Source organism: Aquimarina mycalae (genome assembly GCF_029906345.1).
GTDB lineage: Bacteria > Bacteroidota > Bacteroidia > Flavobacteriales > Flavobacteriaceae > Aquimarina.
In genome coordinates, this window is record NZ_JARYGY010000010.1 from 1 (window position 1) to 15,207 (window position 15,207).

Annotated in this window: 15 protein-coding genes; 12 read left to right on the plus strand and 3 right to left on the minus strand. The window is 30.5% G+C overall.

Annotation, left to right across the window (positions count from 1 at the left end; all coding sequences use genetic code 11):
* Positions 1 to 591 precede the first annotated feature (591 nt).
* From QBK95_RS20550 to QBK95_RS20605, 12 genes are all read left to right on the plus strand, one after another.
* Positions 592 to 789, plus strand: a complete 198-nt coding sequence (locus tag QBK95_RS20550; RefSeq protein WP_280936438.1) for a helix-turn-helix transcriptional regulator — start codon at positions 592 to 594, stop codon at positions 787 to 789.
* Positions 790 to 792: 3 nt separating this feature from the next.
* The gene (locus tag QBK95_RS20555) at positions 793 to 3,345 is read left to right on the plus strand and encodes an ATP-binding protein (protein WP_280936439.1); all 2,553 of its coding nucleotides are present in this window, start codon (positions 793 to 795) and stop codon (positions 3,343 to 3,345) included.
* A 3-nt stretch (positions 3,346 to 3,348) separates the two neighbouring features.
* Positions 3,349 to 4,008 (plus strand): hypothetical protein, encoded by a 660-nt coding sequence (locus QBK95_RS20560; protein WP_280936440.1) that lies wholly within the window; start codon positions 3,349 to 3,351, stop codon positions 4,006 to 4,008.
* A complete protein-coding gene (locus QBK95_RS20565) occupies positions 4,001 to 4,609 on the plus strand; it encodes an HNH endonuclease (protein WP_280936441.1) in 609 nt (202 codons plus the stop codon). The genes QBK95_RS20560 and QBK95_RS20565 overlap by 8 nt, the downstream gene beginning before the upstream one ends.
* A complete protein-coding gene (locus QBK95_RS20570; RefSeq protein WP_280936442.1) occupies positions 4,599 to 6,197 on the plus strand; it encodes an Eco57I restriction-modification methylase domain-containing protein in 1,599 nt (532 codons plus the stop codon). The genes QBK95_RS20565 and QBK95_RS20570 overlap by 11 nt, the downstream gene beginning before the upstream one ends.
* A gap of 3 nt (positions 6,198 to 6,200) precedes the next feature.
* Entirely contained in the window at positions 6,201 to 7,310 is a 1,110-nt protein-coding gene (locus tag QBK95_RS20575) for an RHS repeat domain-containing protein (protein WP_280936443.1), read from the plus strand.
* 10 nt (positions 7,311 to 7,320) lie between these two features.
* Positions 7,321 to 7,803 (plus strand): hypothetical protein, encoded by a 483-nt coding sequence (locus tag QBK95_RS20580; RefSeq protein WP_280936444.1) that lies wholly within the window; start codon positions 7,321 to 7,323, stop codon positions 7,801 to 7,803.
* 147 nt (positions 7,804 to 7,950) lie between these two features.
* The gene (locus tag QBK95_RS20585; protein WP_280936445.1) at positions 7,951 to 8,460 is read left to right on the plus strand and encodes a hypothetical protein; all 510 of its coding nucleotides are present in this window, start codon (positions 7,951 to 7,953) and stop codon (positions 8,458 to 8,460) included.
* A gap of 120 nt (positions 8,461 to 8,580) precedes the next feature.
* Positions 8,581 to 9,567, plus strand: a complete 987-nt coding sequence (locus QBK95_RS20590; protein WP_280936446.1) for a hypothetical protein — start codon at positions 8,581 to 8,583, stop codon at positions 9,565 to 9,567.
* A gap of 3 nt (positions 9,568 to 9,570) precedes the next feature.
* Positions 9,571 to 11,322, plus strand: coding sequence for a carbamoyltransferase family protein (locus tag QBK95_RS20595; protein ID WP_280936447.1), 1,752 nt, complete (start codon positions 9,571 to 9,573; stop codon positions 11,320 to 11,322).
* Positions 11,309 to 11,716 carry a hypothetical protein gene (locus QBK95_RS20600; RefSeq protein ID WP_280936448.1) on the plus strand — a complete coding sequence of 136 codons (408 nt, stop codon included), beginning with the start codon at positions 11,309 to 11,311 and terminating at the stop codon, positions 11,714 to 11,716. Before QBK95_RS20595 ends, QBK95_RS20600 begins: the two co-directional genes overlap by 14 nt.
* Positions 11,717 to 11,718: 2 nt before the next feature.
* Entirely contained in the window at positions 11,719 to 11,877 is a 159-nt protein-coding gene (locus tag QBK95_RS20605) for a DUF5989 family protein (protein ID WP_255411785.1), read from the plus strand.
* Positions 11,878 to 11,899: 22 nt separating this feature from the next.
* On the opposite strand, the gene QBK95_RS20610 is transcribed toward QBK95_RS20605, so the two are convergent.
* The 3 genes from QBK95_RS20610 to QBK95_RS20620 are packed head-to-tail and all read right to left on the minus strand — an operon-like array spanning position 11,900 to position 15,206.
* The gene (locus QBK95_RS20610) at positions 11,900 to 13,024 is read right to left on the minus strand and encodes an SGNH/GDSL hydrolase family protein (protein WP_280936449.1); all 1,125 of its coding nucleotides are present in this window, start codon (positions 13,022 to 13,024) and stop codon (positions 11,900 to 11,902) included.
* Complete coding sequence (locus QBK95_RS20615) at positions 13,008 to 13,682, minus strand: methyltransferase (RefSeq protein ID WP_280936450.1); 675 nt, start codon at positions 13,680 to 13,682, stop codon at positions 13,008 to 13,010. Before QBK95_RS20615 ends, QBK95_RS20610 begins: the two co-directional genes overlap by 17 nt.
* Positions 13,683 to 15,206: a B12-binding domain-containing radical SAM protein gene (locus QBK95_RS20620; protein ID WP_280936451.1), complete on the minus strand. Its 1,524-nt coding sequence runs from the start codon at positions 15,204 to 15,206 to the stop codon at positions 13,683 to 13,685.
* Between the last annotated feature and the right edge of the window lies 1 nt (position 15,207).

Below are 15,207 nucleotides of genomic sequence, written 5' to 3' on the forward strand. Positions count from 1 at the left end.
TATTTAATACACGCTCTTTTTAGGGGTGGGTCAATTTAAACAGGAATACCCAGGTCACTTTAAATAGGATTCAATGGGTCACTTTCGCAGGATTAAGTGGGTCAGTTTGGCAAGAATTTCCACCATCTACTCGAAAAACCAATTCCCGTGAACTAGAAATAAAATCGCCACAAATCCTTTCTTTGGCGGAATATATAAATGTTAGCAGGGAAGCTATACAAAATTCAATTGGATGCCACAGCGAGGCTTTTATTCCGCAAAACAGCGATAGGTTTGCTGTTACTTACTGGCTTTTCAAAAAACTACGCAGAATTAACCATAATGTAAAAGACACAAAGCAAATTCGCGCTTCAGTAATTACGTACTGGTTACAGCACCACAACATACGAGAAGTGCAGTATATGGCTGGACATCGTTATATTTCTTCTACAGAACGTTATGTTCAGGATGACCTTGAAAGCCTACAGGAGGTTATTGAGAATTTGCATCCCATACACTAAAAAGCATTTTCACTAAAAAAATAATTGAATTAGAACATTGTCTTTATGTTTTAACCTAATATATTTGTGTAATTCACTAATTTATTAGTTTATGACTATCAATAGAATTAAAGTTGTCCTAGTTGAGAAGGGAAGGAAGAATAAATGGTTAGCAAAAGAGCTTGGTAAAAGTGAATCTACCATTTCTAATTGGTGTACCAATGACAGTCAACCTTCTTTAGAAACATTGTCGCATATAGCGAGGACTTTAGAAGTAGATATTAGAGAACTTTTAATTTCAACCAAATAGGCAATGATTAAAAAACCTTTTAAAGTATCAGCTAGAACTGCTAGACTAATAGGTAGAGAAAATGTGGCTAACGCAGATGGCGCTATCATTGAATTAGTTAAGAATTGCTATGACGCCGATTCTAAGGTTTGTATAGTATATTTTGATATTAAATATAATTCAGTCCCAAAGGAAATTTCACCCACTCTATATAGGAAATTTTATAAGGAAACATTAGATGAAGAAAAATCGTCTCTTTTTGAACTTGCTTATGAAAAAAATACAAAAAAGAGCAATACTACATATATTCTCAGAAAGAATTTAGATGAAGATATCAATACCGAATTAGAGTTTTTTTATAAGAGTAAAAATAAACTCTACATAGTAGATGGCGGTGAAGGAATGACCGAACAAGTCATTGATGACCATTGGATGACCATCGGTACAAACAATAAACTTGAAGATTTTGTTACTCCATCAGGAAGAATAAAGGCAGGAGCTAAAGGTATTGGTCGTTTTGCTTTGGATAGACTTGGTAGCCTTTGTCACATGGTCACACTTCCTGAAGTTGATGAAAAACCAAGTTTTACTGGTTTTGATTGGAAAGTTGATTGGGAAGATTTTGAAGGAGAAGGGAAAAACATTAACCAAGTAGAAGCTGACTTTCAAAAAATTGAAAACTTAAAATATGATATTAAGTTAGTTAGCCTTATCCCGGACATAAAGGTTTCATCTGTGGTTAAACAAAATAACGATTTTTTTCAGACTGGTACGCTTCTCGAAATATCAGAGTTAAGAGATTGGTGGACTAAATCACAAATAGACAAGCTGTTTAGAAATCTAGAAGTTTTAACTCCACCGGGTAGTACACAAAAGTTTGACATCTACCTATTTAGTAGAGGGCATAAAAATGATTATGGAAAGATTAAAAACGATGATTTTAAAGATTATGATTATCGTTTAGATGCTAATGTAAAAGAAGATAAGACAGTAGAAATTACTGTGCATAGAAATGAATTCCAATTAAATCAGATAGACCAAGATTTATTCAAGCGAAATCAGATGAAAGTTGCTCCTTATGATAAAACAACTTTTAGACAAGGTAGTTTTACTATAAACACAACTATTTTTGAATTATTACCGCAACTAGAAGGGAGTCCAAGAGAGAAGGAAGCGAACAAAATTGGACCAATTGATTTTTCATTTTATTTTATGAAAATGAGATCGTCAAGAATTTTAAAAGAGAAATTTAGCTATAAAAGTTTTTCCCCTAAGCATAGAGATGAATGGTATAAGAAATTTGGAGGAATAAAGGTTTTTCGCGATAACTTCAGAGTTAGACCTTATGGAGAAGTAAATAATTCTTCATTTGACTGGTTACTTTTAGGAGAGCGTAAAGCTCAAAGTCCAGCTGGTGTTACTAAAAAAGGTGGCGGATACAGGGTTAGTCCAAATCAAGTGGCTGGTGTTGTTAATATTTCTAGGGTCGCTAACTTAGAATTTGAAGATAAATCTAGTCGAGAAGGTTTCCAAGAAAATGAAACCTTTGAGGTACTAAAAGAACTTTTATTATCGATAATTAAAGAATTTGAGTGGGATAGACATACTGTAATGCGTCAGATGGATTTGTTCTTTAGAGAGAAGAATGAAAATGAAGCTGCAAAAGCTGATGCAGATTCAATGTCCGAAGAAGATGAAAATTCAAATGATAACGATTCAAAAACAAAAGAAGAATATAAAGAAGAACGAAGTACATTTAAAAGAGCTTACGATTCCATAAAACTTGACTACGAAGATATTCAAGAAGAAGTTAAATTACTAAGAGCTTTAGCTACAACAGGGTTATTAGTTACAAGTTTTGCTCATGAATTTGAGACTATCAAAAATCAAATGGAACGTAGAACTAATTATTTAAAATCTTCTCTAAAAAAACTATTAGATGAAGAAAAGCTAAATAAGGAATTAGAAAACAGAAATAATCCTTTCAAAAAATTAGAAAACTTTAAGAAGTACGATAGTAAATTAAAACACTGGTTAGACTTCTCATTGGCTGCAATCAGAAAGGATAAAAGAAATACAAAAACTATAAACATAAGTGAGTTTTTAGAAGACTTTAAGAATGACTGGGAGGAGGTTTTAAATACAAGAAAAGTTACATTAAATGTTACTACAACAAATGAAAAATTACTTCAATTAACAGTATTTGTTATAGACATAGAAAGCGTTTTTAATAATTTATTGATAAATTCTTTTGATGCTTTTGACAGAAAAGGTTTTGTTGGAAAAAGAATTGTAAATATCAATGTAGACCTAATATCTGATTTTGAAGATGGGTTAGATTATTTAGTAATAAACTTCTCTGACAATGGACCTGGTCTATCTAAAAATGTTAAAAACCCTTATGCAATTTTACGTCCTGGTTTTACTACCAAGCTAGACAAAAATAATGAACCAAATGGAACAGGGTTAGGAATGTATATTATTGATTCAGTTGTAGAGTATTACAATGGAGTCATGGAAATTGAAAACCCTGAGAAAGGTTTTGCTGTAAATATTAAATTACCATACAAAGTGTAAATTATGAGTAAAAAATATAGAATTGCTTACATAGATGAAGAGCAAAAAGAGATTGATGATTTTCTTTCTTATTTTGATGAGTATGCAGATGAGATTGACATTATTCCAATCCATCCAAATAATAAAGCAACTGATGAAATTGTAGATGAAATTATCGAACAAAAATGTGATTTGGTAATAATTGATTTTTACTTGAAATATGCGGAAAGTAATGTTGAAGTTAATGGAGATGAATTACTCTTGAGAGTAAAAGATAGGCAGTTAAATCTACCTCTGTTGATATTTACCAGCCGTGTAGAAGAGGCTCAAGATAGTTTTGTTTCTCCTGAAACACTTATTTGTAGTAAAAAAGAAATTAATGACCCTGAAAACTCATCCTTTAAAGACAAGGTTGTAAGTCATATTGAATTTTATAAAAAATTAAAAAAGAGATATCAAGAAGAGTATAGTAAATTAAGGCTCAAGCAAGATAGTGGAGAGAAATTAACTGGTAAAGAAAAAAAGAGGGTTATAGAGTTAAACCATATTTTAGAAGAAATGTCAGACAGGCAAAGATTGGTTACTCCAATTGAAAATCAAGACCAAGAATTAACTGAAATAAATGCACTAGTTGATAAGACTGAAGAATTAATTCAAAAATTAAGTAAAGAAGGTGATGTTTAGAAAAATAGAACCAACTAAGACTGGAACTGCCGGTCAGTATGCAAAATACTCTGACTACAAAGGTGTTTTAATGAAAGATTTTAATGGTAATTGTGGGTATTGTAACGACAACCATGGATATACTGGAGGTTGGAGAGGAATGCAAATTGACCATTTTGCACCTAGAACTCCATTTGATGAGTTAGAGCATGATTATGATAATTTGGTATATAGTTGTTTCTATTGTAACAACGCAAAAAGTAATGATTGGGTTACAGCGGTGGCTGAAAACTCGATAAGTGATGATGGAAATAGTGGATATATACATCCAAGAGAAAAAGAATATGCGGAGTTATTTGAAAGGAGTACTAAAGGTAGTATCATTCCAAAAAATGAATTGGGTTTCTACATATATACTAATCTAAACTTAGGTTTATTAAGACATGAAATTATACATACTATGGAAAAGATATTTGAAGTAGTAAAAAAAATTAACAAGGCTCTGGATGAAAATAACATTAGTGTAGAAATATCTAATTTATTAAAAGAAAACCGAGATAAACTTTTAAATAAAAAATTTGCTTTAGAAGTTCAATTTAGAGAAATTATAAATGCAAGATAAAAAACAAATTGGGTCATATTACACTCCGCAAAGGTTAGCCAACTTTATTGCGAACTATTGCTTGGCTCAGCTTAATTCCGATTCTATATCTATTTTAGAACCGAGTGTTGGAGATGGTGTTTTTGTTGAAGCTATTAATCAAAGTTATCATTTAAATAATTTTAATGAAATCACTTTTGATATTGTCGAAAGAGAAGCCGATGAGTTGCAAAAGGCAATTGATAAGAATGTAATTAATCAAATAAATTTAACTCATCATAATCAAGATTATTTAAATTTTCACTCTGAAAATCAAAATGAATTTTCTCTGATAATTGGGAACCCTCCTTATGTAAAAAGTAACTTCTTGTCAGAAGAACAAAAGATAATTTCAAACAAGATTCATGTCGACCAAAATTTAAGTAACAAAAGAATAAATAATATTTGGACAGCTTTTTTAGTCAGTGCAATTTCTAAAATTGAAGACGACGGAATCGTAGCTTTTGTATTACCACTTGAACTTTTACAAGTAAAGTTTACTGCTGAAATTAGAGAGCTTCTTAAACAATCTTTTGTGAGGCTTGAAATATTTATGTTTGACGAACTTCAATTTTTGGAATGTAAAGGGCAAGACACAGTATTATTAATTGGGTATAAAGAACATAATAATCATGGAACTTACTATTCTACTATTCAGACTATGGATGATTTAGAGAATAATAGGTTTGTATTACAGCAAAATATTGCGGTTTCTGAATCAGATAAAAAATGGACACACCATTTTATTACTCCTGACGAGTACTCATTTCTTGAAAACATAAAAAGTGAATTAAAAAGTGTTACTGAATTAGTTGATAATAAAGCAGGTATTGTAACAGCAGCTAATGATTTTTTTATTGTTAATGATGAAACATTAAGAAGGTATAGATTAAGAAGATATAGCAGACCAATTATTAGAAAAGGTTTTTTTGTAAACGGTTCGGTTACTTTTAATGATAGTGATTTTGAAGATTTAGTAGTTCAAAATAAACCATCATATTTATTAGATTTTAATTTAGCTAATCCTAAAAGATTAAATAAGGGAGTTCAGAAATATATCGATGAAGGAGAAATTCAAGAATTACATTTAAGGTATAAATGTAAAAAAAGAAAACACTGGTATCAAGTACCTAACATAGTAGAACATGGAGAAGCATTCTTTTTTAAAAGAGCGCATGAGTACCCTAAATTACTTAAAAACGAAGCATCTGTTCATGTAACGGATAGCGCTTACGTTGTAAAGACAAAAGAAGGTATTGATATAAATGATTTTGTTTACTCGTTTTATAATTCTTTAACGTTGACTTTTTCTGAATTAGAAGGGCGTTATTATGGTGGTGGTGTTCTTGAATTAACTCCAAATGAGTTTAGAACATTGCCGATACCGATGGCATCAGCGGATAACTTTAATGACTACACTAATGCTTTCAAGAATAAAAGTAACATTGATGAGGTTCTTAAAAAGCACAACCAAAAAATATTGAATACGACTCTTAATTTGAGTATTCAAGAAATCGATAAAATAGAAACAATAAGAAAGAAACTAGTTAATAGACGTCAACGTAAATAATACTTGGGTTGTTTAAAATTACATATCGACACAGAGCCAATATTAAGTGTGGCATATCGAAAAAAAGGACAAAAGGTCTCAAAAAACAGGGGTAGTTACTATCCATTCGGGCTCGAACATAAAGGATACAATCAAACCATTACGGGTAGGAAACATAACTATGGCTATAATGGTGTTGAAGAAGAAAATGAACTAGGTCTAAATATGTTTAGTATGGATTTTAGAAAATATGATCCTACTATTGCTCGTTGGACAGCGATTGATCCTGTTACTCATCATTCATTGTCACCATACAACTCTTTTGATAATAATCCTATATTCTGGGCTGATCCTAGTGGGGCGAATTCTGAAAAAGATAGAATGGATGCTAAGTCTAAAGATACTTATTTTAGAGAAATGAATGGGTTAGCTCCTGTTTTTGCCTCTGGAGGAAACAGTAATGATTGTTGTGGCGGTTCTGGAACAGAGTCGGATCCTTTTCAATTAGAAGAAGTAGTCATAAATGGATCAACAGGAGGTGGTCAAGGAGGGTTTGATGCGGACACCCCTGATTGGTTACAAAACGGAAAAGCTTTGAGTCATTGGGAAACTCAATTTGAAGGTTCTTTAAGTGAATACAATGCTAAGAATGGAGTAAGTTTTACCAATGATCACCTTTATGAGCAATATTATTATCATTATTTTTATGAACCAGAGTTAAGTGCTTTACGAGGTAGTATGCAAGCTGCACAAGCAGAAGCTGCTGAATATGTAGGATTGATTTTGCCTATGGGAGGAGCTGTTAAAGGAGCTATGACATTAGGTAGAATTGGTAAACTTTTGAATACAGCAGGAAGAAGAGCTGTTTTAAAATTTGCTAAGCCGCATCCTTTCTTATATTCTTTTTCAAAAAAAACTTTAAGACCAGGGCAAGGTCAACTTGATGCAGGACATAGAGCCGCTGCTTTTCTTCATAAGGAAATTATTATGAAAGGAAAATTCTCACTTAGAAAATCTGATAAAGCCTTTATTTTTAATTATACAACAAGACAAGGACAAAAATTTTCAGAAATAATTAATCCATTTACGAGAAGAATATTTCATCAAGCACCTAATCATATCAAAATAAAATAGAATTATGCATGTGAATTTTTTAAAATTTGGTTTTCTTCATAAATATTTTTCAAGAGAAGAGCTGTTAAAATGGTCTGATGGTAATTTAATTGCAAATAATAATTCAGGTTTGTTTATTGATATTAGTTCAATAACTAAATCCGATTTAGATAGAGAAATTATAGAAATCTTTAATAAATATTCATACTTAAATGACTATGATAATTTTGAATTGTATCATAAGAAATTCTTATCAATTATTGTTAAAGATATAAATGACTGGAAAACAACGCAAAAAAGATTAGTTGAGTACTATGATTTTTTTTATGGAGAACAAATCCATTTATTTGAAAAAGAATATGAGTTTTGGATTAAACTTGTAGATGACTTTCATCTAAGGAAAGAAGGAGTCAAAGAAGGTTGTATGCTTATGCCTGATGAATTAAATGAATATTTTAATGATACTTTAGATTCATCCACTGCTCTACCAGCTCCACAAAGTCTCCTGACTTAGCGGGATAAACCCGATGGCTCGGATATGATAATGTAGATTTACAATCTGTGAGGTGTATGAGTAAGCGGTACTAATAAGAAATAAATGATAATGACCAGTTACATTGATTTGTAGCTGGTTTTTTGTATTTTGGATAAAACTTATACCATGCGTCTATTCTTTTTTCTTTTATTATTATTATCCTTAAGCACCAATATAATAGGGCAGATCAATGTAACAGAAATTCAAAAAAACATTGATCAAACGGTGTGGAAACCTTTTCAGAAAGCTTATGAAGCATTAAATGCTGAATCTTTAAATGCAATATATGCGGATGAGGTATTACGTGTTACACCAGAAGGAATTGATGCGCAGAATGAGTTTAAGCGTAGAAATCAGGAAAGTCTCAAAGCTTCAAAAGAAAACAAAACTCAGATTAAACTGGATTTTTGGTTTGATAGTAGGCGTACCAATGAAGATACCTCTTATGAAGTCGGTTTTTATAAAATTGGTATTACTGCTAATAGTGAAACTCAATATATTTACGGACAGTTTCATATTGTATTAAAAAAAATCAAAGGTATATGGAAGATTACCCAAGATTGGGATACGACCACAATCAATGACAAACCCATAATTGAAGAAGATTTTAATAAGAAGAAACCGTTGAAGTTTTGATTAACAGCATTAAGATTCGTTAATAATATAAAAACCTAAGATTTATCTTCTGTTAGTAGCTTGATTTATTATTTATAAGTATTAAGTTTACTATTAGTGAAACAACAAATATTTCTATACGTGAAGAAATTATTTCGATTCTTATTTCAGACAATTATAGTGTTTTTGATTGTTATGTTACTTTTTGAACTATCCTATAGATTTTCTATTATAGATTTTTATAAAGCTGAATTTACTTACTTAAACGATACTGATAGTATTAAATCGAAGCATGTGGATTATTTGGTGTTTGGAGATTCTTTTTCAGTAGCTGAAAATAATTACATAAATGTTTTACGAAAATCCAGTAATAAAAGTTTTATTAATTCTGGTGTGTCGGGTACAGGAATCAAGCAAGTAAATACTTTTTTAAATCGTAGATTAGAAAAGTACACTCCAAAAAACATTATTTACCAAGTATATGTTGGAAATGACCTTGCCGATGTTGATCACCTTACAAACTATAATAAACTACCCTTAATAAGAAATTTATATTGGGATATATCCGATGTGTTTATAAGCAGTTTATACATTAATGCTAAATTAGGACAGTTTAAACAAAGGAAAATGGAGACTGATTCTAATAGTATAAAAGAATCTTTTGCCACGGATAGTTACAATACAAGAAGTAAACTATATCTTATGTCGGATAGTAGTTATTTGTATAAATCAATAACTATTACAGAGGGTTTTGAAAAAAGATATTCTATCTGGATTAAAGAAGTCAGAGAATTTATTGAAGAATTATCAAAAGAGTCTAGAGTTTATATTGTTTTTATACCTCATTGTACACAGGTTAATTCATTTTACTTTAATAATTTTAAGAAGATGGGAGCCACTTTTTTAAATGAAGATGAATTTAATAAAATAGAATATGGTTTTTTTGAAAAAGCTTCCCTAGATTTAAAGGCATATAAAAATGTTTCTTTGATTAATCCATTAGAAATATTCAATAAATCTGACTCGTTAGATCATAGATTGTATTATATGAATGATCCTCATCTAAATGATATGGGACAGAAAGTTTTAGGAGATTATTTGAAAGAACAATTATCATTAAATAAATAGTTTGTGAGTTTTGTATTAGGAATTTCAGCGTTTTATCATGATGCAGCTGCATGTTTACTTAAAGATGGAAAAATAATCGCTGCTGCCCAAGAGGAACGTTTTACTAGAAAAAAACATGACGCCGCTTTTCCAAAAAATGCAATTGAGTTTTGTTTAAAAGAAGCGCGAATAGAAGTTGAAGACTTATCATTAGTGGTGTTTTATGAAAAACCATTTTTAAAGTTCGATAGAATTATAAATTCAATTCAGGAGCAGGCTCCTTTTGGTTTTTCTTTTTTTAAAAAATCTATTAAATCCTGGACTAAAACTAAACTATGGATACCAGCAATCATTAAAAAAGAATTGAAATATTCAGGCAAAATGTTGTTTTCAGAACATCATGAAGCGCATGCTGCAGGGACTTTCTTTTCTTCTCTTTTTTCAGAAAGTGTGATTGTGACCATTGATGGAGTAGGAGAGAAAGCCTGTACTACTATAGGAGTTGGGAAAAATAATGAAGTAAAAATTATAAAAGAACAACATTATCCACATTCTTTTGGGTTGCTTTATAGTGCATTTACCCAATATTGTGGTTTTAAGGTAAATTCTGGAGAATATAAATTAATGGGATTAGCTCCTTATGGTAAGCCGATATATAAGAATTTGATTTTAGAACATTTAGTGACTATTTCTGATAAAGGAGAGGTTATGTTGAATTTAAAGTATTTTTCTTTTGACAAGGGAGAATCTACTATAAATAAGAATTTTTGTAATGTTTTAGGACAAAGTGCTAGAAAACCTGATGGAGAGATGACCTCTTTTTATTGTGATGTTGCAAGTTCCATACAAGCTATTACAGAAGACTTTTTGCGAACTATAACTACATATGCCCAAAAAATAACAGGAATGGAAAATATATGCCTTTCTGGAGGTGTTGCCTTAAATTGTAAAGCGAATGGTGAATTAATCAAGAATAGCATTTATAAAAATATATGGGTGCAACCTGCATCTGGGGATAGTGGTGGCGCATTAGGAGCTGCTTTTGTTGGGTATTACCATTATCTGAAAAATAAAAGGAAATATTTAGATAATAATTTAGAGACTCAAGCGTATTTGGGAATCGGTTATGATAGTGATGAGATAAAATCTACATTACAAGAATATAATATTCAATATACTTTACTTGAAGATAACAGGCTTTGCGAAGAAGTTTCTGCTAAATTGATGGATAAAAAAATAGTAGGTTGGTTTCAAGGTAAAATGGAGTTTGGACCAAGGGCATTAGGTAATAGAAGTATATTAGCCAGTCCGCTTTTTGAGGATATGAAGAAACATGTAAATATGCGTATCAAAAAAAGAGAAGGGTTTAGACCATTTGCCCCTATTGTATTGGAAGAAAAAGCAAAGGATTGGTTTTCAGATATCACTCCTTCTAAATATATGCTATTTACTTTTCAGAGTGATAAGAAAGAAAAAATACCATCTTGCATACATGAAGATAACTCTGCTAGAGTGCAGACATTGCATAAAGATGAAAACCCGTTATTACATCAATTGATTTCATCGTTTGAAGAGAAAACTTCTTGCCCAGTATTGATTAATACATCATTTAATGTACGAGGAGAACCAATAGTTGCTTCGCCATTAGATGCGTTGAAATGTTTCTTTCAAACGGAAATGGACATATTGGTATTAGGGAATTACGTAATAGAGAAAGAAACTAATAACAATGTAAATGAGATACTCTCTAAACAAACATATTATGAATTGGATTAAAGGTATCATAGATGTCACTAAGAGAAATTCTATTGACAAAAGAAAACAAAGGCAGTTCGGAGGTTTGATAATTGCTTTTTTGTTATTGCTTTTTTGTGTATCAGTTTATAAAGAAGGGTTATTGTTTATTCCAAAACAGATGTATACAGGAATCGGTGTTGTTTTGATATTGATGATTACTCTTTTGTTACCAATACTATTTTATCCTTTTCTATTTATTTGGCTATTTGTGGGCAATATTTTGGGAGAGATCAGTTCTTTTGTTATTTTAGGGATAGTCTATTATCTACTTTTTTTTCCAATTACTTTTATTCTAAAAATAACGAATAAGAAACATAATACAACGGGATGGATAGATAAAGAAGAAAGTATTGATTATGAAAAACTATATTAATAATGAATAAGTCAGGTATATTTTTAGAGTTTTTGAAGTTTTTAATGCGTCAAAAAAAATATTGGTTAATTCCTATTATTATAGTTTTGGTGTTATTAGGAGCCTTATTGGTTTTTACAGAGAATTCTGTTGTATCACCTTTTGTTTATTCTTTATTCTAACTTTTCTTCTTTTTAATTAATTTCAAAAAGAAGGTCGTATGGTATTAAATATTCTTTTAGCAATACTATCGTTTCCTCGTTCAGCAATATGACAAAAATCTGTATAAATTTGTGTGCTGTTTTGCTCAAAAATTGCACTAATATTTATGAATGTTGAATCTTTCTTCAATTCATTGTTTTGGAGAATGTATTTGTATGAATCAAGGTATAATTCCTTTAAATAAGTGCTTTTTTTGGCCATTAATTTTTCATACTCAGATAGTGGTTTATCTAAAAAAATTACGGGTTGTAAGAAATTATATACCTCAAAGTCATATTCTGCGCTTAATGCTTTAGTGATTTTTATAGATCGAGTATATTGAGTAGCAATTTCTTGAGGTAGATTTCCAAGCGTAGTAACTTCTGTGGTTTTCTTTTTAAAGACCTTTCGCTGCAAATAAGTGATGAACCTCTTAATGTTGCTGGATGCATATAAAAAACTTATTTTTTTCGCATAACTAGTACCTGTTTTGAATTCGTTTTTTCGATAAGAAGCATTAGTAGGATAACCAGCTTTATTATTTTCTTGTGCAGATATGATCTCATTCACGCCATCATAAAATATGACGATATCTGGTATGTTGTTATTTAGAATTTCAAGTTGAAGTTGTATGTTTTCGATATTTCTAATATAACCGTGACATCCAAAATTTGTAATTTCAATATTTCTATTTGGATAGTTTTTATATATGTACTTAGATAGTAAAGAAGGAATAGAAAATTCATCTCTTGCTCCTGTTCCAAATATCGTAGAACCTCCAAAACAAAATATTTTTAAAGCATTTTCTGTGTTTTTGAGATTCAAATTTATTGTTTTTCTTGACCCATTAGAGTTAACATTTTGATAGGTTCCATTGAATTCTTTTAGACGATAGTGTACATAAGGAGCCCATTCACTATCAACACGATATTGTTCGGTAAATAAATCTCTTACTATTTCATCATCAACATTTTGATATACTCCAGAGGCCAGTTTAAAATCAACATTTTCTTGCTGCCGTTTTTCATCGCGATGCTGAAATAAAAGACTTAGAAAAAATTCAAGTACGATAATGACAATAATTGTATTACGAATATTTACTGAGATTAACCTAAACCACTTTTTCATCTAAAACAATTTTAAAAATAAAATTTTGCTCATTGACTACTTTCTGCTCTTTTATAAGCTGAAAAAGAATATGATTTTTTAGCGCAATTGATTGAATATAATCGATATCACAATCTTCGGATAAAATCATTAGTATGTAGTTGTTTTGTTGTATGTATTGAGGTAACTGATAAAATAATTTTTCAAAATACTCAAAATTTTCACCACAGTACCAAGCTTTTTCTTTTATATTTTTAGGTTCTTTTGGATAATAAGGAGGATTAATAATAATATAATCAAAAGATAAGTTATTTAATTGATCAAATAAGTCCGAGTATATGGCTTTGATCTTCAAGTTGTTTTTTTCAGAAGCCATTTCAATAGCTTCAATAGCGACTTTATTGATGTCAGAAGCAGTTACAATAGCTCCATTGCTAGCAGCAAATAAAGAAATAATTCCAGAGCCACATCCTAATTCTAGAATTTTTTTGTTTTCTAAATCTTCAGTATCAAGATAATCTAAAAGAATTTTAGTGCTAATTGTTAGATGCGGAGGGAATACTCCAGGTTGGACCGTTACACTAATATCTCCATAAGAATAGTTCCTAGGCTTGGAGAAATAGATGTTCATTCCTGTTTTGAAAAAAGGATGAATTATTTTTTTTATTAAATTTCTCATTTATTCTGAGTAAAACCCTTGTATTTCAGGTTGCCTATATTTCCATATTTTATGAAGGACTTTAATTTCATAAGGAAATTGATACCAACCATATTTAAATCGATATCCTGAAACTAGTTTTAAAAGTTGTTTTTTATATCCTTTTATTCTAAAATCAGAAACAGTTGGATAGTAGCCGTTTAAAACAGTTTCAAAATTTTTGATTTTATCAATCATGTAAGGTTTTAGCCAGGGAGTTAAAGGATTTTTACGTAAATCAAATTTTTCCCAACTTGGATCGATCCATTCTTCTAATGTTTTAGGAAACGAGAACCCAGCATCTATGATTTGTTGATACAATTCAGACCCTTCTGTAGGTACAGGACTATATAAGTAAATGATAATCTCTGCATTAGGGTTGATTTCTTTTATTTCACGAATAAAGTTAATATCCCAAAGAATTTGATCATATACTTTTTTTTCATTGGCTCCTGGAAGACCTAGTACAAAAGAAAGTTCAGGAATAATATCTACATTTTTCATGCGTAGTACAAAATCTTTAATCATTTGTCCTGATTGTGTTCCTCCTTTATTCATTTGTTTTAAGACTTCATCATTTCCTGTTTCTGCGCCAAGAAAAAACATCTTGCACCCCGCTTTTCTCATTAAACGAAGCTCATCGTCATTATACTGATTGATGGTGTCAATTCTTCCTTCTCCCCACCATTGAATGTTATCATCTTTTACTAATTCAGCAAACTCTAAAACTCGTTTTTTAGAAGTGAAAAAATTGTTATCGTGAAACTCAATAGCATCAATATTATAATGATCTTTAAAATATTTAATATCCTTATATACGGTTAGAGCAGATTTAGCTTTCCATCTGGCATTATATATAGGAACTACCGCGCAAAATGAACAGGTAAACGGACATCCCATACTGGAATGATATGCCAGCGTTTTATTACCCAGAAAGGTTTTAGCGAGGTAATTTTCTAAGGGATAAAAAGAATTTAAGTATTTATAAGGAAGCGGTGGTAAACTATCTTGATCTAATAATGCTTCCTTAGCAGTTTGTATAATTTTTTTGTTTTTATCTTTATAAATAAGGTTTTTAATGAGGCTTAATTCATTATAATTCTTACTTTCGAGAACCTCCAAAAGTTTTGGGAAAGTATTATCTCCAGGACCATTGACAATATAATCTACATATCCAGAAGTTATCGATACTTTATATTGATTAGAAGCAAAATAACCTCCCCAAATCACAATACTATTAGGGTAAGACTCTTTGACTTTTTTTGAAAAAGGAATAGCTTGTTTTAACTGCGGACCAGGCATTACTGTAGAACAGAAATATGTAAAATCTCCTGTTTCAAAATATTTATTAATAGTATCCCAAGGGTTATTCTCTAAATTACCATCTACAAAAACATATTCATATGTATCGTGTATTGCAGCTCCAACCTGTAAAATGGTATTAGGAATACGATGTTTAGCATCTGCACTTCTAGGGTTGAATATGACGACTTTATTTTTTTTCATA